Genomic DNA, 22,227 nt, shown 5'->3' with positions numbered 1-22,227 from the left:
TCGTTCCTTCCAACCATCAATGACGCGCCGACAGCGCATGCATCACCGCCAGAAACCCGGGCCCCGCCGTCACGATCAGCAGTGCGGGCAACAGCGTGAGGACCATGACACCTGTCATCTTCACGGTCAGTCGACCGATCCGCTCGCGCAGCATCGCGCGGCGCGTTTCGCGCAGCCGGTCGCCGAACTGCTTGAGCGGCTCCTGCACCGCGCCGCCGTGCTTGTCGACCTGCACCATCAACCGGGCAATCGCGCGCAAGTCCTCGTTGTCGAACCCGCCGGACAACCGCTGCATCGATTGGTCGCGCGTGCGGCCCGCCGCAAACTGACGCTGCGCGATTCCAACCTCGGACGACAGCACCGGCATCATCCCGCGGAAATCGTTCGTCACGACCTGCAGGCTTTGATCCAGCGACAATCCCACGCCCTGCAACAGGCGCAGCATGTCGACGAGTAAAGGCAGTTCATCGACGACGCTCTGGCGCCGTGCCGCTGCACGACGGCGCACATAGAGTTTCGGCAGCATGAAGCCAAACCCGAATGCGGCGAACATGCCGATCGTCCAGTGTCCGCCTTTCATTCGTCCACTCGCGACTACCGCGAAAAGCACCGGCACCGCGATCCCGCAAGCGATCCGTGCGATCAGAAACAGTCCGCGCGTGCGCGTGTCGACGTAACCGCATTGCTCGAGAAGACGACGATCCTCTTCCGCGACGATGTGCTTGCCGAAACCGGTATCGAGCCAGCGCATCCCCGCCGCAGACAATCGTGCGAGCATCCGCTCGATGCGCTGCTGGCCACGCATGTCCGGTCTCGCTTCCGTACGTTCTTCCGTCGAGGTCCGTAGCTTGGCCGCTTCGAGTGCTGCCATACGCTGGTCGAGCGCATCGGCCAGCGCGCGTTGGGCACGCGACGCGGCCCTCGCACGCAGCAACGCGATCATTCCAAGCAAGAGCACGCCCAGCGCGCCGAGCGCCAGAGCAATCGAGCCGATCTGAGTTGCCGTCATCGCATCACCTGAGTCGAGCCATTCGATACAACCACACGCTCCCGGCAACCTGCATCAGGAACGCGAAGACAAGGAACGTGCGTCCGTTCGGATCAATCCACATGCCTTCCAGATACTTCGGATTGGTCATCACGACAAAACTGCCGATCGCGATCGGCAGCATCATGAGCACGAACGCCGACAACCGCGTCTCCGCCGACATCGCCGCCAGTTCGCGCTCCGCCTGCTCGAGGTCGCGCATGAACACGGCCATGCGCTCGAGCATCACGTCCGCACGGCCGCCATATTTGACCGACAATCGCAGCACGGATCCGAGAAGTTCGAATTCCTTCGTCCGGTAGATCTTCGCGATATGAAGCATCGCGCGATCGATCTCGACACCTGTGCGCAACATCCGGGACACGTGGTCGAGACACCCCCGCAGCGGCTCCTCCGTCGTCAGCAGCGCTGCCTGGAATGCGGCCGGCACGCTGTTGCCGAGCGTCACCAGTCGCACGATCCCGTCGAGAAACGATGGAATCTGCCGGACGATCTTCAGTCGACGCCGCTGGATGCGCGATGTGAGCCAGATGCCGAAAATCGCGCTCCCGCAGACAAGCGCAGCGAAACACGCGAGCACGCCGCCGCGGCTGCCCGCGATTGCCGCAACCGTCACGAGAGCCGCCAGCGCGACGATCGCCTTGCCGCGTGCCCCTTCGATCCCGGCACGGTTCACGAGGTCGGTCAGATACTCCGTCGCCATCGCAAGCCAGTGCACCCAGAAAGCACCGGATGCCGCATTGCGCGCGCCACTGGATGACGACACGGCACGCGGCGCCGCGGATGCTGCCGGTCTTGCAGCCGGTGCCGCCGCGCGTGCGCCGGGCTCCAGCCGACTGTCGATGAAGCGCTTCGCATCGGTGCGCACGCGCCGGGTTTCCGCATGTCGCCACAGCATCAGTGCCGATGCCACGCACAGCATCGCGACCGCGAGCATCCAGATCGTTGCGCTATACATTGAAGCCCCCGCCGCGACCGAAACCGCCGCCGCCAAAGCCGCCGCCGAAACTGCCCAGGCCGCTGTTCGTCAGCGTCTGGCGGAAACGCGCGAGCTTCGGCGAATGCGGATGAATGCCCAGCGACTCCCAGTGATCGACTTCCTCGCCCTCCGGCGTGACGCGCGCTTCGTAGCGATACAGCTCCTGCGTCGCGATGATGTTGTCGGACAGCCCAGTCACTTCGGTGATCGACAGAATCCGGCGGCGCCCATTCGACAGGCGTCCGATCTGCACGATGAAGTCGATCGCGTTCGCGATCTGGCGACGCAGGCTCGATTCGGTCCCCTGGAAGCCCGCGAAGCCGGCGAGCATCTCGAGACGGTACAGGCACTCGCGCGGCGAACTCGCGTGCACGGTGCCCATCGAGCCGTCGTGGCCCGTGTTCATGGCCTGAAGCATTTCGAGCACTTCACCGCCGCGCACTTCGCCGACGATGATCCGGTCCGGACGCATCCGCAGCGTATTGCGCAACAGATCGCGAATCGTCACGACGCCACTACCGTCGAACCCGCCCGGCCGGCTTTCGAGGCGCACGACGTGCGGGTGGTTCAGCGACAGTTCCGCCGTATCCTCGATCGTCACGACACGCTCGGCCTCCGGAATGTGGAACGCGAGCGCATTGAGCAGCGACGTCTTGCCCGAGCTCGTGCCGCCCGACACGAGCACGTTGCAGCGGGCCTCGACCGCCGCCTCGAGCAATGCACCGATCTCTTCGTTGTACGTGCCGTTACCGAGCAGGTCCGAGGGCTTGAGCGGGTCCTTGCGGAATTTCCGGATCGACACGATCGGGCCGTCGATCGACAGCGGCTCGATCACGACGTTCACGCGGCCGCCGTCGGGCAGTCGCGCGTCGACCATCGGGTTCGATTCATCGAGACGGCGCCCGATCGGCGCAAGGATCCGGCGCACGATTCGCAACAAATGCGCGTTGTCGGTGAAGCGCACCGGCAGCTTCGCTAGGATCCCGTGACGCGACACGTACACGTCGTTGTAGCCGTTGATCAGGATGTCCTCGACCGCCGGATCCGCGAGCAGATCCTCGATCGGCCCGAAGCCCGCGAGTTCCTTCGTCAGCGCTTCCGCAATCGCCCGCACCTCGTTCTCGTTGAGCGGAATGCGGCGCAGGCGCACGAAGCTGTCGATCTCGAGATCGACGAACTGATTGATCGCCTGGCGCGACCATCGGCCGAACTCGGCGCCCAGCTCCTCGATACGCGTCAGCAGGTGCTCGTGCGCGGCATTCTTGATGTCGTGGAATTGCTGCGTCTGGGAGAACGGCGCTGCGCCGTCGGCGAATTGAATGTCGTGTGCCATCGGTTACGACCGCTTGGACGAAGGTTGAATGAAACGTTTGAGCGCGGACAGGCCAGGCGCCGCGCGCGACGCGCCCGCCATGCCCGATACGCCGGGCAACCGCGCGGCGAGGGATTCGAGTGCGCGCACGTAAGGATCACGCTCTGCCGCATCGACGATGAGCCGCCCCTGGTTCGCCGCATGGCCGATCGCGACGCGGCGCGCGGGCAAGCTGCCGACCAGCGATAACCCGAGACGCTCGGCGATCTGTCCGGGCATCAGACCCAGCGCGGGATCGTACTGGTTGACCACGAGCTTGACGCGATCGGTATCGACGCCCCCGTCGCGCAACCCAGTGATCAGGTCGGCGGCCGAAACGATCGATGCGACGCCTTGATCGCAGACCAGCCACGCCTCGTCGGCCGACGCGGCGATCTGCGTGACGAACTCGCGATTCGAGAACCCGCCGAGATCGACGACCTGCTGGTCGAAGAACGCGCGAAGGCGGTTCAGCAAACCGATGCATGACGCATAGGACACATCGCGCAACGCGCCGAGGTCCGGCGGCAGCGTCGTCAGCGCGACACCGCTCTGATGCCTCGTGAGTGCGGTGTTCACGAACGTGCGGTCGATGCGGCGCAGGTTCTGCACCGCATCGATGAAATGAAATTCGCAACGCGTGTTCAGAAACAGCGCGCCGTCGCCGGCCGGCAACCCCAGGTCGATCAGCGCGGTCTGGCGGCCGGCCGGCGCACCGCCGTCCGTGCCCGCCGCACCCGGCCCGAGTGCCCGCTTCTGAAGCCAGACCGCGAGATTCGCTGCGAGCGTGCTGACCCCCATGCCCGCGCGCGCGCCGAGCAACGTGACGACCTTGCCGTGACGGCTCGTCGGCTCGCCGACGTGGGATAGCAATCCACGCGTCGTCCGCAGTGCGTCCTCGGCCGATGCCGACACGTCGATGAAATCGCGCACGCCCGCGCGCAGTGCGGCAAGCGTGCTCTCCGGCTGGGTGAGCGAGCCAAGTGCGACGATCGGCAACCCCGGATGTGCCGCGCGTACCGTGGCCGCAGCGACGCTCGCCGCTTCGCTGCGTTCGGAGAAATCGATGAACACGAGCGCCGGATTGAGCCCCGTGATGCGCTGCGCAAGCACGCCCGGCTCCAGCGACGCGGCCTCGACCGCACCGGCCGACACCAGCGTATCGGCCAGCCAGCGCACATGCGCTTCCTTTGTCGATGCGCAAACGAAGTAGTCGGTCACGGCGGGTTCACACAACGATTGGGTTCGTGCATTCATGTCGAACACCCCCGATTACGCAAGGCGTAGCAATGTGCCACGACGCGCAATGCCTCAGATTCATTTCGAAAACCCCGGTGCCGCATCCGGCGATGCCGCACCGCCCAGGTAGGATCGCCATACCGGCCCGTCGCGCTGCTCGGACAATTCGCCGGGCGTCGCAGGCAGCACCGCCCCCTTCGCAATCGGTGCGACGAGATGCGGTGTCACGATGATCAGCAATTCCTTGTCGTTCTGCTGGTAGTTCAGGTTCTTGAAGAACGTGCCGATGATCGGCAGGTCGCCGAGCAGCGGCACCTTGCTCACGTTCGACATCGTCTGGCGATCGATCAGGCCGCCGATCACGAAACTCTCGCCATCGCCGAGTTCGACCGTCGTATCGGCACGACGCGTCGTGATGCCCGGCACGGCGACACCGCTGATCGTCACGCTGTTCACGAAATCGAGCTGGCTCGATTCCGGCGCGACCTTCAGCGCGATCCGGCTTGGGCTCAGCACCGTCGGAGTCAGCGACAGTCCCACACCGTATTGTTTCCACTGGATCGCGGTCGAGCCAAGCCCCTGCGGCGACGGAACCGGGATCTCGCCGCCGGCGAGGAAGCTGGCGCTCTGGCCGGACAGCGCGACGAGCGTCGGCTCGGCGAGCACGCGCGCTAGATTGTTCGCTTCGAGCAGCGACAGGTCGGCGAAGATGCCGCGGCCCGCTGCATTCACGACCAGGTTGAATGCAGACGCAACCGGTGCGCCGAGCGTCGGAATATACCCGGCCGTACCCGGGCCCGACGCGCCGTTATACGACTGCACGCCGCCCGGCGAAAACGAGCCGAACGAAAAGCCGTTGCTCTGCTTGAAGAAGTTGAAGCCGACCTGCTTGAGCACCGAGCGGCTGAATTCCACCACTCGCACGTCGACCTGCACGACATTCTTGCCGGCCAGCGTCGAACGATCGATCACCGTGCCTTTCGGGCTCATATTCTTGGCAACCGCCACGGCACGTTCGTGCGCATCGAGCGATGCCGACGTTCCCCGCAGCACCGACGTCCCGCCGTATGCCTTCACCTGCGGCGTCGAACCGTCGAGCACCGCTTGCGCGGCCGCGTCGACGACTTCGACGCTCCACACCGTCGGCTCGTCGTGACCGCGCTCCCACAACATCACGTTCGTTGTACCCGGCGCTTTCGCGGTCAGCAGCACGGAACCGTTACGACTGCCCTTCATGATCAACACGTCGGCGATCGCGGGATCGCCGACTGCGACACGCTGCAGCGCACGACCTGCAGAAATCTGCCGCTGCGCGCCGACCGCGAGTTCAATCGTGCCGCTCGCGCTTGCAGTGGATGCGAATGTCAAGGTCCAGAGAGCAATCGCGAATGCAGTCAGTATGTTTTTCATTGTTTGTTGGGCCGTCGCACGGCCTTTACTTGTCGTCGCAGATATCGATGGCCACCGATGTTGTTCAATATGCAACCGTTTCCGAGCGGCCGCCGCGGATCAGCTCGATGCTGCCGCCGCCACTACCGCCTCCGACGGATCGCCCTGCCGGCGGCAAGCGCGATGGCAGCGGCGGCACATTTACGTTGGCCACCGCAGTCCTCGACGTACCGGACAGCTGTTGCAGCGATACGCCGGCCGCGGCAAGCGCCGACGGCGACAACTTGTTGTCCGTACGCACCGCCACCGTCTGCATCGCAAGCTCGTCGTCGCGCGGATTGCGCAGTGCGAGCGTCAGCCGACCGCTCGCCTCGCCGAGCGTGAGTGCATCGACCTGCGCCGTCGGCACCGCGAGCACCGCGATGCGCGTATTGCTCGGCTGGCCGTTATTGCCGTTCGTGTTGCTGCCGCTGTCGCGCTCCGGCGTCGCGTCGCCGAACGACAGCACGCGCACCTTCGACATCAGGAGCCGCGCTTGTGTCTGCGAGACTTCGCCGTCGAGCATCCCGCCGCCCGCCTCACGCTTCAGGTTCACGAAGACGTCGACGAAGTTGCCGGGCCGCAGGCGATTGCCGACCGCATTGGTCTCGTCGACACGAACCGCAATCGCGCGCTCGCCCGGCTGCACGTCCTCGGCAAGCCCCGACACCAGTGCGTCCGACACAACCGGTGCCGACGCCGGGATGTCTCTCACCGGAACGCGACCGACCAGGGCGGCCGGATCGGAAAACGCACCTGCCGGCGCAGGAGCAACTGGTTGAACCTTCAACGCATCGGCGGCAATCGGCTGCCCCATCGGCAGCGCGCGCGTCGCGATAACCACTGACACCGGGCTCGCAGCGACAGCCTGTTGCACGGGGATGGGACTAGGCGTACTGCGTCCAAGCATCCAAGCGTAGATTCCAAGCAGAACAGCGATCGCAATCAGCAACCCCGCGATGATTTTTGTCAGATTGTTGGCCATGTTGATATGGGAATGCCGGAATCAGGTTCAGGAGCGTGATGACGATCGGGCGACTCGATTAAATAGGATTGCGATTCAGAGCATGCTTGGCTGAACTTGCACGGTCGCACTACTCTGCAGCTGCGGCGCAGTGAACAGGAATATCCACGGGATCAGCGGATTCGCCGCGTATGAATAGGTCGTTGTCACCATCACGTTGAATGCGGCGGTGGACGTCGATGTGAATGTCCCGCCGCAGGTCACGCCGGGCGTCGACGTGGGCGACGGTACCGAAGTGGACACCTGCGCGGCGAAACTGACGTTCTTCGACCACGGTGCGCCGCCCAACGCTTGCGTCACGGCATTTCGCGCATTGACCTGCAGGCGGTCGCACGGCGCCGACGTGTAGTTCAACGCAGCGCGCGCGCCTTCGGATGCCGCGAATGTCAGGCTTTGCTGGATGATGAACACCATCCCGAACGTGACGATCGCGTAGAAAATCAGGAAGAACAAAGGAAAGACGACAGCGAACTCAACCGCCGCCACTCCTCGTTGCCACCGCCATGCGGACGGCTGGCGCGCTTGCGTCCCCCGAGCCATCACATTCCCCTCACATACATAAGATGCAGAAGCCAAACAGCCGCGGGTATAACGAGAAAGGCCGCATAGGGCGTCGCGCGACGGCCGCCGAGCGTCATTGTGGGCATCGTGCGCTTGTACAGCAGGGAAAGAGACGTCCGCGACAGCAGCATTAACCAAAGCGCGTGCAGCCCCCCGGCGAGACTCGCGACAACCCAAAGCCACAACAATGCTTGCGCACCACACCATGCACCCAGTACGGCGAATACCTTAACGTCGGCCGCGCCCATGACGCGCAATGCGAACAAGGGCGAAAAGCAAATCAGCCCTACGACCGCGCCTGCCAATGATTGAGAGAGGGAAATTCCAAACGGATTTCCGGAGATCGTCGCGCCCACCAGTGCGGCCACCAAACCGAAAATGACGAGTGAATTTCGAATGCGCCGAAGACGGATATCACTGGCCGCGACAAATACCGCCCAGCCCAGGAATGTCCCGCAGAAAATAAGACGTACCATCACGCCGCGATCGATCCCGGCCAGATCGGCGGGCGAACAACTAATGCAGTCCGCCCGCTGCCCGGCCGCAAGATGATTTCCGGAACCCGCGCCCTCTCACCCGCCGCGATTAACTCGAAGCAGCCGCAGTCCAGCACGTGCTGCTCGGCGCCGAGACACAGGTACCAATTTTTGAGAAGGTACTGCTGAGATTGGACCCCACCGAGGAGGCGCCAGCGATGATGGCAACAGCAATCAGACCCGCAATCAGCCCATACTCGATCGCGGTAACCCCGTCTTCTTCCTTGAGGAAGCGCTTGATGAGTGCTTTCATTTTTTAATTCCTCGTGCCTGTATGTACGTTTTTTGGCCTTTTATACGTTGTACATCCTCGCATATCGGGCCCTTGCCCCGCGTCGTTCGCTACAACTAAGTAACGACAACCGGATGCGCTTTCTTTATATGTCACCCCGAGGGGTATGTATCACAATTTGATGCAAGTTAACATTCGCGATAGTGACCCTCCTCGAACGTCGTGTACCGAGCTGTACATTTCCTTACACCTGCTCCGGATTCTATATCCGATCACATTTAACTTCCAACCTCTTTTAAGACCGGATCGAAAAAACTTTCCGGGAGCACAGCCGTATTTGTACGGCGTTTCGGTACGACTTACACATAGGACTTACGATAGGTTAGATGTGCACACCTAATCCACCAGTAAAACAGCCGGAGCGCCCGCCAGGCCTGCACGCCCGCCCACGTTACGCCGCACGCGTAACGCCAATGTTGTGACGTTACGTTACGAAACGGCCGAAACCGTTCTCATTCGACCGTTCTTAAACAGATTCAACAATCTTTCAGTTTGCCTAAATCCCTTTTCCGACAAGGAATTGCCCCGTTTAAAACCAATCGTCGAACCGTCGGCCATCGAAATGGCACGACAGTTGCAGAGTAATCCCCGCATCACTCAACACAACATCAGCTTCAATGCGAGGACGAAATGGACATTCAGGTTATCCCTCATGGCACGCTCCGGACGACTATGATCGCGGCCACCGTGGCAGCCATGCTTTCCCTCTCCGCGTGCGGCGGCTCCGGTTCCATCAGCAAGGGGCTCAGCGGCGGCTCCAGCTCGGGCGGTGGCGACTCCGTCTCGACGTCGGGCGGCGGCACCTCGGGCGGCACGTCCGGTTCGACGAGCGGCAGCACGTCGGGCGGCACCAGTGGCTCGACCAGTGGCAGCACGAGCGGCTCGACGAGCGGCAGCACCAGCGGCACGACGAGCGGAACGTCCAGCGGAACGAGCGGCACCTCCGGTGTGTCGTCGAACGCAGTGGGTCAGGTCCTCGCAAGCGGCAGCAATCTCGTCACCAATCTCGGTGGCACCGTGTCAAACCTCGGCGGCGTCGTCGCAAGCCAGTCGTTGCCCGGCGTCAACCCGGCCACGACGCAGGCGGCGGGCGGCATCATCCAGAACGTCGGCGGCGCGGTCACTGCACTCGGCAATGGCCTCGGCAACGGCCTCGGCCAGCTCGGCGCAACGAAAGACCCGGTCGGCGTCACGGTCGCCAGCACCGGCGGCGTGGTGAACCAGCTCGGCGGCGCAGTCACGCAGACCGGCAACCTGGTCACGAGCCTCGGCAGCGGCCCGTTGTCGCCACTCGCTCCCGTCACCGGCGCCGTCGGCGGCCTCGTGACGCAGGTCGGCAACGCGGTTTCGAACGGCGGCACCACGCTGTCCAACGTGCTGTCGACCGGCCCGATCCAGCAGGTCACGCAGACGGTCAGCTCGGCGATCACGCCGATCACGACGATGGTCGGTCAGACGACGCAGACGATCGGGACGGCCACCGGCCTCGGCGCCCCGGTCAACACGCTGCTCGGCACGATCGGCAACGGCCTGAACCAGGCCGGCGCGGTGATTGCGTCGACGGGCGGCAATCCCGTCACGACCGGCCTCGGCAGCACTGTTTCGTCGACCGGCAATACCGTGAAGGCCGTCGGCGGCCTGCTCACGGGCGCCACCGGCGGCGCGACCAACCCGCTCGCGCCGCTCACGGGCCTGCTCACGACCGTCACCGGCACGCTCGGCGGCGCAACGGGCGGTACGAGCGGCGGCCCGCTCGCTCCGGTCACCGGCCTCGTCTCCACCGTCACCGGCGCACTCGGCGGCGCAACGGGTGGCACGAGCGGCGGTCCGCTCGCTCCGGTCACCGGCCTCGTCTCCACGGTTACCGGCGCGCTCGGTGGCGCAGCCGGCGGCACGAGCGGTGGCCCGCTCGCTCCGGTCACCGGCCTCGTCTCCACCGTCACCGGCGCACTCGGCGGCGCAGCGGGCGGCACGAGCGGCGGTCCGCTCGCTCCGGTCACCGGCCTCGTCTCCACGGTTACCGGCGCGCTCGGCGGCGCAACGGGCGGCGCGGGCGGCAGCAACCCGCTCGCTCCCGTGACGGGCGCCGTGTCCGCGGTCACCAGCACGGTCGGCGCCCCGGCGCTGAGCGGCACCACGGGCGCCGTCACGAATTCGGGCTCGGGCCCGAACCCGCTCGCGCCTGTCACGTCGCTGATCGGCGGCCTGCTCGGCGGCACGCACGGCAAGTAATCGAACATCCATTCATCGACAAGACAGCGAGGAGTCCATCATGTCCCAGCAACGTTCCATCACGACGGCCGCCCTGCGCCAATGGCGCGCGCCCCTCACCGCTTTCGCCGCAGCGTGCCTGCTGGCCGCCTGCGGCGGCAACAGCGTCAGCACGCCGCCGACGAGCAGCAATGCCGGCAGCAGCAGCGGCACGAGCGGCACCAGTGGTACGAGCGGCACCAGCGGCTCGTCCACCGGCACCAAGGGCGCTGTCAGCACGATCGGCCAGACGGCAACCGACCTCGGCAGCACGGTCGGCAACATCAGCGTGCCCGGCCTCGGCGACGGCGTGACGAAGGGTGTCGGCAGCACCGTCTCGAGCACCGGCACGATCATCAACGCGGCTGCCGATGCGTTGAGCAACGGGCTGGGACAGACCGGCTCGATCAAGGATCCCGTCGGCACGACGGTCGCCGGCCTCGGGAACGTCGTGGGCGCGACGAGCAACACCGTGTCCGGACTGAGTTCGACGGTCAAGGCGCTCGGCACGGGTCCGCTCGCGCCGCTCGCCCCTGTCACGACGCCGGTCGGAACCGTGCTCGACACGGTTGCCAACGGCCTGTCGGCAGCCGGCACGACGATCGGTTCGACGCTGTCGTCGGGTGCCGTGCAGCAGGTTACGCAACCGCTCAGCTCGGCGATCACGCCGCTGGTGATCACCGCAGGCCAGGTCACGCAACAGGTCGGCACGACCACCGGCCTCGGGCAGCCCGTGTCGGGCCTGCTCGGTCAGGTCGGCGGTGCAATCAGCTCGGCGGGCACGAAGGTCGCAAGCACGTCTAACCAGCCGCTCGTCGGCGACGTCGGCCAGCTCGTCACCGCGGTCGGCAACACCGTGACCAACGCGGGCGGCCTCGTGAACCCGAACGGTCCGAACGGCGCGGCACCGATCCCCGGCCTGCTCACCAGCCTCGTCGGCGGCTCGACGGCTACGGTCCAGAACGGCACGTCGTCGGGTTCCGGCTCGACGAACCCGCTCGGCGGCCTGCTGTCCGGCCTCGGCTCGACGCCGCTCGGTTCGCTCACGGGTGCGGTCGGCGGCGCAACGGGCAGCTCGGGCAGCAATCCGCTCGCGCCCGTCACGGGCCTCGTGTCGACGGTCACGGGCACGCTGGGCGGCGCAACGGGTGGTGCAGGCGGGGCAAACCCTCTCGCGCCAGTCACCGGTTTGCTGAATACTGTCACCGGAACAGTCGGCGGTGCAGCGGGAACCGGGGGTTCGTCGAGCCCGCTCGCACCAGTCACGTCGCTGGTCGGCAGCGTGACGGGTGCGGCATCGTCGGGCAGTTCGACGGGTCTGCTGGCACCGGTCACGGGGCTGCTGGGCACGCTGGGTAGCGTCGGCAAGTAAGGAGGACGATCGCGCCTTTGCAGCCGGAGCAGGAGGCGCGGCCGTACCAATACAACCGGCAATGCGGCACGCGGCGCGCGACACCCTGGTGTCGCGCGCCCGCATTAGAAAGAAGATGAAAAGCAAGGCCTACGAGGAAGAACAATGAAATCCAGACTCGACAGATGGATGATGCTGCTCGCTATCGCGGCAGCAGGCACGGCGCATGCACAAACGCGCGCGGCAGGTAACCCGCTCGATTCCCTCCCCCAGATCAACGCACCACAGAAAAGCCCGAGCGTCACCGTGCAGGTCGCGCCGCAGGCACCGCAACTGCAGGAACTGCTGTCGCGGCACCTGACGCCGACGACGTTCCAGGTCGAAGGCGTGAAGTCGGTACCGTTCGACGAGATCTCGCGTCGCTTCACGCCCCTCGTCGGCAAGGACATCACGATCGGCGAGCTGATCGAAACCGCCAACGGCGTGACCAAGCTGTACCAGGATCGCGGCTATGCGCTGTCGTTCGCGTTCATTCCCGCGCAGACGTTCGAGAACGGCGTCGTGCGCGTCACGGTCGTCGAAGGCTATGTGTCGGACGTCAAGGTGACCGGCAAGCCCGGCGCGATGGAATCGAAGATCCGCGCGATCGCCGCGCACATCACGGCCGATCGCCCGCTGCGCCGCGCGACGTTCGAACGCTACGTGAACACGTTCGGTCTCCTGCCCGGCGTGTCGGTGAAGGCCAATGTGCCGCCGCCGCAGACGACCGACGGCGCAACGACGCTCGAACTGGCCGTCGACCGCAAGGCATTCAACATCAGCACCGGCATCGATTTCAATCACCCGGGCGTGCAGGGGCTCATCACCGCAACGGAGAACGGCCTCACGTCGTTCGGCGAGCAATTGAGCATTTCCGCGCTGGTGCCGCCCGGACGCGACAAGCAGACCTACGTCGCATTCAGCGGTGCCGTGCCGGTCGGCAGCAGCGGCCTGGTCACGCGCCTCGACGCCAGCACGTATCGCGGCAAGCCGACCGACAACCCGGGCCTGCCGTCGACCGTCGAGCGCACCGTCAAGAACGAGAAGCTCGGTCTTTCGGCATCCTATCCGTTGCTGCTGAACAACCAGCGCAGCCTGCTCGGCACCGTGTCGGGCTATGCGTCGCACAACGAAGACCGCTACCAGAACAAGATCAGCGGCAACAGCATCGATACACGCTCGCAGGTCCGCGTGCTGCAGATGCAGCTCGACTATACGAGCGTATCGGCCAAGCAGGTACAGAAGCTGAGCGTGAACGTCGCGAAGGGCTTCAACATTCTCGGCGCGTCGAAATCGCAGGACATCACGATCGGCTCGAACACGACGTCGGTGGACAGCCCGATCTCGCTGACGTTCGTGCGCACCGGCGCGACCTTCACGCAGACCAACGAATGGCCGTTCAAGATCGGCACGTCGGTCTCGCTGACCGGCCAGTACAGCCCCGACTCGCTGCCGACGTCGGAGCAGATCTCGTTCGGTTCGACACGCTATGCCCTCGGCTACCAGCCCGGCGAAACGTCGGGCGATTCGGGCTGGGGAATGTCGCTGGAGGTCAACCGCGGGTTCACGCCGGGCTGGACGTACATGAAATCGATCACGCCGTACATCGCGTACGACATGGCGCGCGTGTATCTGCATACCGGCACGCCGTCGCCTAGCCGCCTGTCGTCGGTCGGTATCGGCGTGCGGTTTACCGACAGCCGCTATTACAGTCTCGACCTGAACATCGCGAAGCCGGTCGGCGATGCACCGGTTGAAAGCGCATCGCGCAGCCCGCGCGTGAATGCCGCGTTCTCGTATCAGCTCAACTGATCGGTCACCAAACAGCCTGCGTCTCGCGGGCCGTTTGGATTAGAACCCCCTCTATCAAACGCAGCGTGCGGTTTCACGTATTCTGGCAAAGCTCGCAACATGCCACCGCCCCATGCAGACGGTCGTGCGGGCACATCGAACACGACATGAAACAAGGAGGAAGACGATGATTCAACTGACCCGCCCGTTGCGCGCGCTGGCCGTCGCAAGCGCCCTGCTCGCTTGCGCCGCCCCAACCTTCGCCCAGGCCGACAGCCCCGTCGGCATGTGGCAGACGATCGACGACAACACGCATCAGCCGAAGGCGCTCGTACAGATCGCCGACGACGGCGAAGGCTCGCTGTCGGGCAAAGTCGTCAAGGGCCTCGGCGCCAATGACACGCCCGATCGCCGCTGCACCGCATGCACGGACGAGCGCAAAGATCAGCTCATCAAGGGCATGACGATCATCAAGGCGATGAAGAAGGACGGCGATCACTGGGACGGCGGCAACATTCTCGACCCGGAGAACGGCAAGGTCTACAAGTGCAAGATGTCGCTCGAAGACGGCGGCCAGAAGCTCGTCGTGCGCGGCTATATCGGCGTATCGCTGCTCGGCCGGTCGCAGACCTGGGTTCGCGCACAATGACGCAACGCGCGTCGACACGCTCGACGCGATAAAAAAATCGGCCTGCGACGACGTCGTCAGGCCGATTTTGTTTTGACGCCGACGTGCATGAAACCGATCGACATCACGCTGCGCGCTTCAGCGCATCCGCCGTGTAGCTGCGCGGTGCGCGATAGACCGGCGCCACGGCACTGCGCACAGCTGCCGCCTTCGATTGCGTGTGCTTGCGCATCCGCGTGGCCAGCTGGTCGCACAGATTCGCGCCTGCGTCGCCATACAACGCGTGCATCACCTGCCGCAGCGTGCCGGTCTCGTGCCAGACCTTGAAACGGCGGTGGCAGGTTTGGTACGAAGGGTAACGACGCGGCATCGCGGACCAGGTCGCGCCGCTATAAATGACCCACAGCACGCCGTTCAGGACGGCGCGTGTGTTGGCCAATGGTCGGCCGCGCAACTCGGTGCGCGGCTGCATTTCGGGAAAAAACGGCGCGACGCAGCGCCACTCATGGTCGGTCAGATCGCGGTACGGTGTCATGGATATCTCCAGCCTTGGGAACCATGACACAACGATATCGGCTGACCTCGACCGTGAACATAAGACAAGTCCGAAAATACCCGGAGATTGCGGGAATTTGACCGGAATTGACCTTTGAAGCCCGCCGCTCGTCGGCAACCGCGATCAGGTCAGCGAAGTATCGACGATACGACGCGGCGTTTCGAGGTATTCCTTCGACTGCATCTCGACGATCCGCGACACCGTGCGCGTGAACTCGTTCGCCATCGGCCCTTCGACGTACAACTGCTCCGCCGGCACCGCCGCGGACATCAGCAGCTTGACCTTGTGGTCGTACAGCACGTCGATGAGCCAGGTGAAGCGTCGCGCCTCGGACGCCATCCGCGGCGACATCTGCGGCACTTCCGACAGCACGATCGCATGGAAGCGGCTGGCAAGCTCGAGATAGTCGTTCTGTGAACGCGGGCCGCCGCACAGCGTCGCGAAGTCGAACCAGACGACCCCGTCGGCCTTGCGCAGCGCCTTCAACTCGCGCTTCTCGATATGCAGGAGCGGGCTTTCGTCCGGCACCGCGGCGAGCTTCGCGAACGCATGACGCAATTCGCGATCGGCGTCCGCGCCGAGCGGCGTGTGGTACATCTGCACCTGCGCCAGCGTGCGCTGACGATAGTCGACGCCCGCGTCGACGTTCAGCACGTCGAGCTTTTGCTTGATCAGCGCGATCGCCGGCAGCATGCGGTCGCGATGCAGGCCATCGGGATACAGATCGTCGGGATCGTAGTTGGACGTCATCACGAACTGCACGCCGTTGTTGAAGAGGCGATCGAGCAGCCGGTACAGGATCATCGCGTCCGCGATGTCCGACACGTGGAATTCGTCGAAACAGATCAGCCGGTAGCGCTTCGCGATGCGCCGCGCGAGCTCGTCGAGCGGATCGGCCTGCCCTTTCAGCTCCTCGAGTTCGCGGTGGACTTCACGCATGAATTCGTGGAAATGCAGGCGCGTCTTGCGCTGCACGGGCACCACCGCATAGAAGCTGTCCATCAGGAAGCTCTTGCCGCGGCCGACGCCGCCCCACATGTAGACGCCGCGCGGGAGGTCCGGATGATTGATGAGCTTCTTGAACGCGTTCGAGCGACGCGCCTTGTACTCGACCCACTCGTCGAAACAGCGCTGCAGGCGATCGACGGCCGCGCGCTGGGCGGGATCGGACTGATAGCCGCGCGTGGTCAGTTCGCGCGTGTAGTATTCGGTGACGTTCATCGGGCAAACCGGAAAGAACGAAGGCGAGCGGGAAACCCCGCCCGCCTTCGTCATGAGACGGCTGCACCGGCCAATGGCCGGCCGGCGCTATACCGCGCTCAGCTGTTCAGCGAGCGCTTGTCGACGGCGAGCGCCGCTTCGCGCATCACTTCCGACATCGACGGGTGCGGATGGCAGATGCGGGCGATGTCTTCCGACGCCGCCTTGAACTCCATCGCCACCACGGCTTCCGCGATCAGGTCCGACGCGTTCGCGGCGATCACGTGCACGCCGAGCAGTTCGTCGGTCTTCGCGTCCGCGATCATCTTCACGAAACCGTCCGGCGCGTTCATGCCGAGCGCGCGGCCGTTGATCGAGAACGGGAACTTGCCCGACTTGATCTCGCGGCCTTCGGCCTTCAGCTGCTGTTCCGTCTTGCCGACCCATGCGATTTCCGGGTACGTGTAGATCACCCACGGAATGCAGTTGTAGTCGATGTGCGGCTTCTGGCCGTCGATCACTTCCGCGACCAGCACGCCTTCGTCTTCCGCCTTGTGCGCGAGCATCGGGCCGCGCACCACGTCGCCGATCGCGTAGACGTTCGGCACCGCGGTACGGCAGTGGTCGTCCACGTCGATGAAGCCACGCTCGTTCGCCTTCAGGCCGATTGCCTCGAGGCCGAGGTTGTCGGTGTTCGGCACGCGGCCGACCGACACGATCAGGCGGTCGGCGTCGAGCGTCTGCGCGTTGCCGTCCTTGTCCGTGTAAGCGATCGACACGCCGTCGGCGGTCGTCTTCACTTCGCCGATCTTCACGCCGAGATGGATGTCGAGGCCCTGCTTCTTGAACAGCTTGGCCGCTTCCTTCGCGAGCGCTTCGTCGGCTGCACCGAGGAATGCCGGCAGCGCTTCGAGCACCGTCACTTCGGCACCCAGGCGACGCCACACCGAGCCGAGCTCGAGGCCGATCACGCCTGCGCCGATCACGGCGAGCTTCTTCGGCACCGAGTCGAACGTCAGCGCACCTTCGTTGTCCGACACGATCTTGTTGTCGACCGGGATACCCGGCAGGTGACGCGCCTTCGAGCCCGTCGCGATGATCACGTTCTTCGCGGTGACGACTTCGGTTTCACCCTCGCCGCTCACTTCGATCTGCACGCCGGCATCGGTCTTGCCGGTGAACTTGCCATGGCCCTTCAGCCAGGTGATCTTGTTCTTCTTGAACAGGAACTCGATCCCGCTCGTCATTTTCTCGACGATCGCATCCTTGCGGCCGAGCATCTTCGCGACGTCGATCTTCACGCCGTCGACCGTGATGCCGTGGTCGGCCAGGTGATGCGACGTGTTCTCGAATTCTTCCGACGAGGCGAGCAGCGCCTTCGACGGGATGCAGCCGACGTTCAGGCAGGTACCGCCGAGCTTCAGCGCGCCGGCCGGGTTCTTCCACTTCTCGATACAGGCAACGGTCTTGCCGAGCTGCGCGGCGCGAATCGCGGCGATGTAGCCGCCGGGGCCGGCGCCGATCACGACGACGTCAAATTCCTTGGACATGACAATCCTTTCTACTTGTACGCCCGCACGCTCGCGCAAGTGCGCGAGCGTGCGGGGCGGGTCAATGCAGTGAGACTCGGCTTACAGGTCGAGCAGCAGGCGTGCCGGATCTTCCAGCGCATCCTTCATCGCGACGAGCGACAGGACTGCTTCGCGGCCGTCGATGATGCGGTGGTCGTACGACAGTGCCAGGTAGTTGATCGGACGGATCACGATCTGGCCGTTTTCGACAACCGGGCGTTCCTTCGTCGCGTGCACGCCGAGGATGGCCGATTGCGGCGGGTTGATGATCGGGGTCGACAGCATCGACCCGAACACGCCGCCGTTCGAGATCGAGAACGTACCGCCCGTCATTTCCTCGATCGACAGCTTGCCGTCCTTCGCCTTCTGGCCGAATTCGGCGATCTTCTTCTCGATCTCGGCGAGGCTCAGCTGATCGGCGTTGCGCAGGATCGGCACGACCAGGCCGCGCGGCGAACCGACCGCGATACCGATGTCGAAGTAGCCGTGGTAGACGATGTCGTTACCGTCGATCGACGCGTTCACCAGCGGGAACTTCTTCAGCGCGTGCACGGCCGCCTTCACGAAGAACGACATGAAGCCGAGCTTCACGCCATGTTCCTTCTCGAACTTGTCCTTGTACTTGTTGCGCAGTTCCATGACCGGAGCCATGTTCACTTCGTTGAACGTCGTCAGGATCGCGTTGGTCTGCTGCGACTCGAGCAGACGCTCGGCGATACGCGCACGCAGGCGCGACATCGGCACGCGCTGTTCCGGACGATCGTTCAGCCACGTCGCTGCCGATGCCGGCACCTTCACTTCCGGCAGCGCCGGCTTCGCAGCAGCGGCCTTCGCCGGTGCGGCGGCCGGAGCAGCTTTCGGTGCGCTGCCTGCGGCCAGCGCGTCGCCCTTCGTGACACGGCCGTCACGGCCCGAACCTGCGACGTCGCCTGCCGACAGGCCCTTCTCGGCCAGCAGCTTCGCTGCGGCCGGCGATGCGGCGGCCGAGCTCGACGCGGTCGCGACGGCCGGCTGTGCTGCCGGTGCGGCTGCAGCAGGGGCTGCCGCCGGCTTCACTTCGGCGGCGCCTGCCGCTGCTTCGGCAGCACCTGCCTTCGCTTCGGTGTCGATCGTCGCGATGATCTGGTCGGCGACCACGGTGTCACCGTCGTTCTGCAGCACTTGCGCGAGCACGCCCGCGGCCGGTGCCGGCACTTCGAGCACGACCTTGTCGGTCTCGAGTTCGATCAGGATTTCGTCCTGCGCGACTGCTTCGCCCGGCTTCTTCTTCCACTGCAGCATGGTGGCTTCCGAAACCGACTCCGAAAGCTGGGGGACTTTGACTTCTACGATAGCCATGTGATTTTCCTGGATGCTTAATCTGGGGTATGACGAGGTTCGTGCGATTCCTTCGGCCGGTGCGGCGCGCGACGCGCCCGGCAGGCCAAAAGAGACGGGAAAGCGCAGTGCGCCTTCCCGTTTCGCTTGACGTCGGTTATTTCGCGATCGATGCGCTCTTCAGGCGGCCGAATGCACCTTCGATGAGGGCCTTCTGCTGCTCGTAGTGCTTCGCGTAGTAGCCAACCGCCGGCGAGGCCGAAGCCGGACGGCCGCTGTATGCCAGCTTCTGCCCTTCCTTCATGCCTTCCTTCAGGTGGTGCTCGACGTAGAACCAGGGACCCTGGTTCTGCGGCTCGTCCTGCACCCAGACCACTTCAGTCGCGTTCTCGTACTTCTTCATTTCGGCTTCGAACTGCTTGTGCGCGAACGGATACAGCTGCTCGATACGGATGATCGCGACGTCGTTCGCCTTCGCTTCGCGGCGATGCGCGACGAGGTCGTAGTACACGCGGCCCGAGCAAGCCAGCACGCGCTTGACCTTCTTCGCGTCGATGCCGCCGTCGGTTTCGCCCAGCACCGGCTGGAACGAACCCTTCGCGAGTTCCGACAGGTCCGACACCGCTTCCTTGTGGCGCAGCAGCGACTTCGGCGTGGCGACGATCAGCGGCTTGCGGAACAGGCGGATCATCTGGCGACGCAGCAGGTGGAAAATCTGCGCCGGCGTCGTCGGCTGGACGACCTGCATGTTGTGATCGGCACACAGTTGCAGGAAACGCTCGATACGCGTCGACGAGTGTTCCGGACCCTGGCCTTCGTAGCCGTGCGGCAGCAGCATCGTGAGACCCGACACGCGGCCCCACTTCACTTCGCCCGACGAGATGAACTGGTCGATCACGACCTGCGCGCCGTTGACGAAGTCGCCGAACTGCGCTTCCCACAGCACGAGCGTGTTCGGCTCGGCGGTCGAGTAACCGTATTCGAAGCCCAGCACAGCTTCTTCGGACAGCACCGAGTCGATCACCGTGAACTTCGCCTGACCGTCGGCGATGTTCTGCAGCGGCACGTACGTGCCGTCGTTCCAGCGCTCGCGGTTCTGGTCGTGCAGCACCGCGTGACGGTGCGTGAACGTGCCGCGGCCCGAGTCCTGGCCCGTCAGGCGCACCGAGTAGCCCGATGCGACGAGCGACGCGAACGCGAGGTGTTCGCCCATGCCCCAGTCGAGCGGCTGGTCGCCGCGCGCCATGTTGCGGCGGTCGTTGATCACGCGCTCGACGAGCGGGTGAACCTTGAAGTTTTCCGGGACCGTCGTGATGCGTTCGCCCAGGCGCTTCAGTTCGGCGAGCGGCACGGCCGTATCGGCTGCGTCCGTCCACTTGCGGTTCAGGAACGGAACCCAGTCGACCGCGTACTTGCTCTTGTAGTTCGACAGGACCGGATCGACGGTGTGGTGGCCGTCGTCCATCGCCTTGCGGTACGCCTTCACGTAGTTGTCGGCGTCTTCCGCGGTGATCACGCCCTGCTGCACGAGCTTCTCGGCATACAGCGCACGGGTGCCCGGGTGCTGCGCGATCTTCTTGTACATCAGCGGCTGCGTGACCGCCGGCGTGTCCTGCTCGTTGTGACCCAGCTTGCGGAAGCAGACGATGTCGATCACGACATCCTTGTGGAACTGCATCCGGTAGTCGATCGCGATCTGGATCGCGAGCACGACGGCTTCCGGATCGTCACCGTTCACGTGCAGCACCGGCGCTTCGATCATCTTGACCACGTCGGTACAGTACAGCGTCGAGCGCGCATCGCGCGGGTCCGACGTCGTGAAGCCGATCTGGTTGTTGATGACGATGTGCAGCGTGCCGTGCGTGCCGTAACCGCGCGTCTGCGCGAGGTTCAGCGTTTCCATCACGACGCCCTGGCCGGCGAAGGCCGCGTCGCCGTGGATCTGCACCGGCAGCACTTGCAGGCCGTCTTCGTCGCCGCGACGGTCCATCCGCGCCTTCGCGGAACCTTCGACCACCGGGTTCACGATTTCGAGGTGCGACGGGTTGAACGCGAGCGACAGGTGGACCGGACCGCCTTCGGTCGACACGTCCGACGAGAAGCCCTTGTGGTACTTCACGTCACCGGCCGGCAGGTCGTCGACGTGCTTGCCTTCGAATTCGGCGAACAGGTCGGCCGGCATCTTGCCCAGCGTGTTGACCAGCACGTTCAGACGGCCGCGGTGGGCCATGCCGATGATGATTTCCTGCACGCCGCGCTTGCCCGCGTGCTGGACGACTTCGTCCATCGCCGCGATGAAGCTTTCGCCGCCTTCGAGCGAGAAGCGCTTCTGGCCGACGTACTTGGTGTGCAGATAGCGCTCGAGGCCTTCCGCTGCCGTCAGGCGATTCAGGATGTGCTTCTTCTTGTCGATCGAGAAGGACGGCGTCGCGCGGGTCGATTCCAGGCGCTCCTGCCACCAGCGCTTCTGCTCCGGATCGCTGATGTACATGTATTCGGCGCCGATCGTGCCGCAATACGTGTCACGCAGGCCCTTGACGATGTCGCGCAGCGAAGCCTGGTCGAAGCCGAAATACAGGTTGCTTGCGCTGTACGTCTGGTCGAGGTCGCCTTCGGAGAAGTCGTAGAACGCGGGTTCGAGTTCGGGAATGGCGGGACGTTCGCGACGCTTCAGCGGATCCAGATTGGCCCATTGCGAGCCGAGGAAGCGATATGCGCTGATGAGGGACTGGACGTGGACCTGCTTGCGCGCGGTCGCCAGATTGCTGGTGCTTTCGCGCGGGATGAAGGCATTGGCCTTCGCGCGCTCGGCGAACGATTCGACGATCGGAAAATGAGCGACGTCATTGGCATTCGAGCCGTCGGTTGCAGGCACGTTCTGCAGCGCGTCGAAATACTCTCGCCAGTTCTCCGGCACCGATGCCGGATTGTTGAGGTATGCATCGTACAGTTCTTCAACGTACGAAGCATTGCCGCCGAACAGATAGGAGTTCAGCTGAAACTGCTTCATTACATCTGACATTTTACGCTCACCTTTCTTCGAGCTTCTCGAGAAATAGCGGGTTA

18 protein-coding genes are annotated in these 22,227 nt (G+C 64.5%); 4 read left to right on the top strand and 14 right to left on the bottom strand.

Going from position 1 to position 22,227, the window contains the following annotated elements:
• Nucleotides 1–16: 16 nt before the first annotated feature.
• The 9 genes from DID99_RS25695 to DID99_RS25655 all read right to left on the bottom strand — a co-directional run bounded on the left by DID99_RS25695 (nt 17) and on the right by DID99_RS25655 (nt 8,419).
• Nucleotides 17–1,009 (bottom strand): type II secretion system F family protein, encoded by a 993-nt coding sequence (locus DID99_RS25695; protein ID WP_124667737.1) that lies wholly within the window; start codon nt 1,007–1,009, stop codon nt 17–19.
• Nucleotides 1,010–1,013: 4 nt separating this feature from the next.
• A complete protein-coding gene (locus tag DID99_RS25690) occupies nt 1,014–2,006 on the bottom strand; it encodes a type II secretion system F family protein (protein ID WP_124667736.1) in 993 nt (330 codons plus the stop codon).
• Entirely contained in the window at nt 1,999–3,360 is a 1,362-nt protein-coding gene (locus DID99_RS25685; protein WP_124522577.1) for a CpaF family protein, read from the bottom strand. Before DID99_RS25685 ends, DID99_RS25690 begins: the two co-directional genes overlap by 8 nt.
• 3 nt (nt 3,361–3,363) lie before the next feature.
• Nucleotides 3,364–4,635, bottom strand: coding sequence for a fimbrial protein (locus DID99_RS25680; protein ID WP_124667735.1), 1,272 nt, complete (start codon nt 4,633–4,635; stop codon nt 3,364–3,366).
• Nucleotides 4,636–4,695: 60 nt separating this feature from the next.
• On the bottom strand, nt 4,696–6,027 hold the full coding sequence (locus tag DID99_RS25675; protein ID WP_124667734.1) for a type II and III secretion system protein family protein: 1,332 nt from the start codon (nt 6,025–6,027) through the stop codon (nt 4,696–4,698).
• 64 nt (nt 6,028–6,091) lie between these two features.
• On the bottom strand, nt 6,092–7,030 hold the full coding sequence (cpaB, locus tag DID99_RS25670) for a Flp pilus assembly protein CpaB (protein WP_124667733.1): 939 nt from the start codon (nt 7,028–7,030) through the stop codon (nt 6,092–6,094).
• 75 nt (nt 7,031–7,105) lie between these two features.
• Nucleotides 7,106–7,609 carry a TadE/TadG family type IV pilus assembly protein gene (locus tag DID99_RS25665; RefSeq protein WP_124667745.1) on the bottom strand — a complete coding sequence of 168 codons (504 nt, stop codon included), beginning with the start codon at nt 7,607–7,609 and terminating at the stop codon, nt 7,106–7,108.
• Nucleotides 7,609–8,106 carry a prepilin peptidase gene (locus tag DID99_RS25660; RefSeq protein WP_124667744.1) on the bottom strand — a complete coding sequence of 166 codons (498 nt, stop codon included), beginning with the start codon at nt 8,104–8,106 and terminating at the stop codon, nt 7,609–7,611. Before DID99_RS25660 ends, DID99_RS25665 begins: the two co-directional genes overlap by 1 nt.
• A 109-nt stretch (nt 8,107–8,215) precedes the next feature.
• A complete protein-coding gene (locus DID99_RS25655) occupies nt 8,216–8,419 on the bottom strand; it encodes a Flp family type IVb pilin (protein ID WP_124667732.1) in 204 nt (67 codons plus the stop codon).
• A 669-nt stretch (nt 8,420–9,088) separates the two neighbouring features.
• On the opposite strand from DID99_RS25655, the gene DID99_RS25645 reads away from it, so the two are divergent.
• From DID99_RS25645 to DID99_RS25630, 4 genes are all read left to right on the top strand, one after another.
• Nucleotides 9,089–10,690, top strand: a complete 1,602-nt coding sequence (locus DID99_RS25645; protein WP_124667731.1) for a collagen-like triple helix repeat-containing protein — start codon at nt 9,089–9,091, stop codon at nt 10,688–10,690.
• A gap of 40 nt (nt 10,691–10,730) precedes the next feature.
• Nucleotides 10,731–12,080 (top strand): collagen-like triple helix repeat-containing protein, encoded by a 1,350-nt coding sequence (locus tag DID99_RS25640; RefSeq protein WP_124488908.1) that lies wholly within the window; start codon nt 10,731–10,733, stop codon nt 12,078–12,080.
• 144 nt (nt 12,081–12,224) lie between these two features.
• The gene (locus tag DID99_RS25635; RefSeq protein WP_124667730.1) at nt 12,225–13,910 is read left to right on the top strand and encodes a ShlB/FhaC/HecB family hemolysin secretion/activation protein; all 1,686 of its coding nucleotides are present in this window, start codon (nt 12,225–12,227) and stop codon (nt 13,908–13,910) included.
• A 166-nt stretch (nt 13,911–14,076) separates the two neighbouring features.
• On the top strand, nt 14,077–14,538 hold the full coding sequence (locus DID99_RS25630) for a DUF2147 domain-containing protein (RefSeq protein WP_124488928.1): 462 nt from the start codon (nt 14,077–14,079) through the stop codon (nt 14,536–14,538).
• Nucleotides 14,539–14,641: 103 nt separating this feature from the next.
• On the opposite strand, the gene DID99_RS25625 is transcribed toward DID99_RS25630, so the two are convergent.
• The 5 genes from DID99_RS25625 to DID99_RS25605 all read right to left on the bottom strand — a co-directional run bounded on the left by DID99_RS25625 (nt 14,642) and on the right by DID99_RS25605 (nt 22,183).
• On the bottom strand, nt 14,642–15,052 hold the full coding sequence (locus tag DID99_RS25625; RefSeq protein WP_124523840.1) for a transposase: 411 nt from the start codon (nt 15,050–15,052) through the stop codon (nt 14,642–14,644).
• A gap of 144 nt (nt 15,053–15,196) precedes the next feature.
• Nucleotides 15,197–16,294 (bottom strand): cell division protein ZapE, encoded by a 1,098-nt coding sequence (gene zapE, locus DID99_RS25620; protein WP_124488906.1) that lies wholly within the window; start codon nt 16,292–16,294, stop codon nt 15,197–15,199.
• 98 nt (nt 16,295–16,392) lie between these two features.
• Complete coding sequence (gene lpdA / locus DID99_RS25615; protein ID WP_044846024.1) at nt 16,393–17,823, bottom strand: dihydrolipoyl dehydrogenase; 1,431 nt, start codon at nt 17,821–17,823, stop codon at nt 16,393–16,395.
• 81 nt (nt 17,824–17,904) lie between these two features.
• Nucleotides 17,905–19,182 carry a 2-oxoglutarate dehydrogenase complex dihydrolipoyllysine-residue succinyltransferase gene (gene odhB, locus DID99_RS25610; RefSeq protein WP_044846025.1) on the bottom strand — a complete coding sequence of 426 codons (1,278 nt, stop codon included), beginning with the start codon at nt 19,180–19,182 and terminating at the stop codon, nt 17,905–17,907.
• 136 nt (nt 19,183–19,318) lie between these two features.
• Nucleotides 19,319–22,183 (bottom strand): 2-oxoglutarate dehydrogenase E1 component, encoded by a 2,865-nt coding sequence (locus DID99_RS25605; RefSeq protein WP_044846026.1) that lies wholly within the window; start codon nt 22,181–22,183, stop codon nt 19,319–19,321.
• Between the last annotated feature and the right edge of the window lie 44 nt (nt 22,184–22,227).

It is taken from the genome of Burkholderia sp. Bp8986 (assembly GCF_003854225.1).
Lineage (GTDB): Bacteria > Pseudomonadota > Gammaproteobacteria > Burkholderiales > Burkholderiaceae > Burkholderia.
Note: the sequence above shows the minus strand (reverse complement) of the source record. Positions and strands in the feature narration are given on the sequence as shown.

Coding starts and splice junctions, on each gene's coding strand:
- DID99_RS25635 (WP_124667730.1), top strand. CDS start 12,225: ATGAAATCCAGACTCGACAGATGGATGATGCTGCTCGCTATCGCGGCA.
- zapE (WP_124488906.1), bottom strand. CDS start 16,294: ATGAACGTCACCGAATACTACACGCGCGAACTGACCACGCGCGGCTAT.
- DID99_RS25690 (WP_124667736.1), bottom strand. CDS start 2,006: ATGTATAGCGCAACGATCTGGATGCTCGCGGTCGCGATGCTGTGCGTG.
- DID99_RS25640 (WP_124488908.1), top strand. CDS start 10,731: ATGTCCCAGCAACGTTCCATCACGACGGCCGCCCTGCGCCAATGGCGC.
- DID99_RS25630 (WP_124488928.1), top strand. CDS start 14,077: ATGATTCAACTGACCCGCCCGTTGCGCGCGCTGGCCGTCGCAAGCGCC.
- cpaB (WP_124667733.1), bottom strand. CDS start 7,030: ATGGCCAACAATCTGACAAAAATCATCGCGGGGTTGCTGATTGCGATC.
- DID99_RS25695 (WP_124667737.1), bottom strand. CDS start 1,009: ATGACGGCAACTCAGATCGGCTCGATTGCTCTGGCGCTCGGCGCGCTG.
- DID99_RS25685 (WP_124522577.1), bottom strand. CDS start 3,360: ATGGCACACGACATTCAATTCGCCGACGGCGCAGCGCCGTTCTCCCAG.
- DID99_RS25605 (WP_044846026.1), bottom strand. CDS start 22,183: ATGTCAGATGTAATGAAGCAGTTTCAGCTGAACTCCTATCTGTTCGGC.
- DID99_RS25660 (WP_124667744.1), bottom strand. CDS start 8,106: ATGGTACGTCTTATTTTCTGCGGGACATTCCTGGGCTGGGCGGTATTT.
- DID99_RS25655 (WP_124667732.1), bottom strand. CDS start 8,419: ATGAAAGCACTCATCAAGCGCTTCCTCAAGGAAGAAGACGGGGTTACC.
- lpdA (WP_044846024.1), bottom strand. CDS start 17,823: ATGTCCAAGGAATTTGACGTCGTCGTGATCGGCGCCGGCCCCGGCGGC.
- DID99_RS25625 (WP_124523840.1), bottom strand. CDS start 15,052: ATGACACCGTACCGCGATCTGACCGACCATGAGTGGCGCTGCGTCGCG.
- DID99_RS25675 (WP_124667734.1), bottom strand. CDS start 6,027: ATGAAAAACATACTGACTGCATTCGCGATTGCTCTCTGGACCTTGACA.
- DID99_RS25680 (WP_124667735.1), bottom strand. CDS start 4,635: ATGAATGCACGAACCCAATCGTTGTGTGAACCCGCCGTGACCGACTAC.
- odhB (WP_044846025.1), bottom strand. CDS start 19,182: ATGGCTATCGTAGAAGTCAAAGTCCCCCAGCTTTCGGAGTCGGTTTCG.
- DID99_RS25665 (WP_124667745.1), bottom strand. CDS start 7,609: ATGGCTCGGGGGACGCAAGCGCGCCAGCCGTCCGCATGGCGGTGGCAA.
- DID99_RS25645 (WP_124667731.1), top strand. CDS start 9,089: ATGGACATTCAGGTTATCCCTCATGGCACGCTCCGGACGACTATGATC.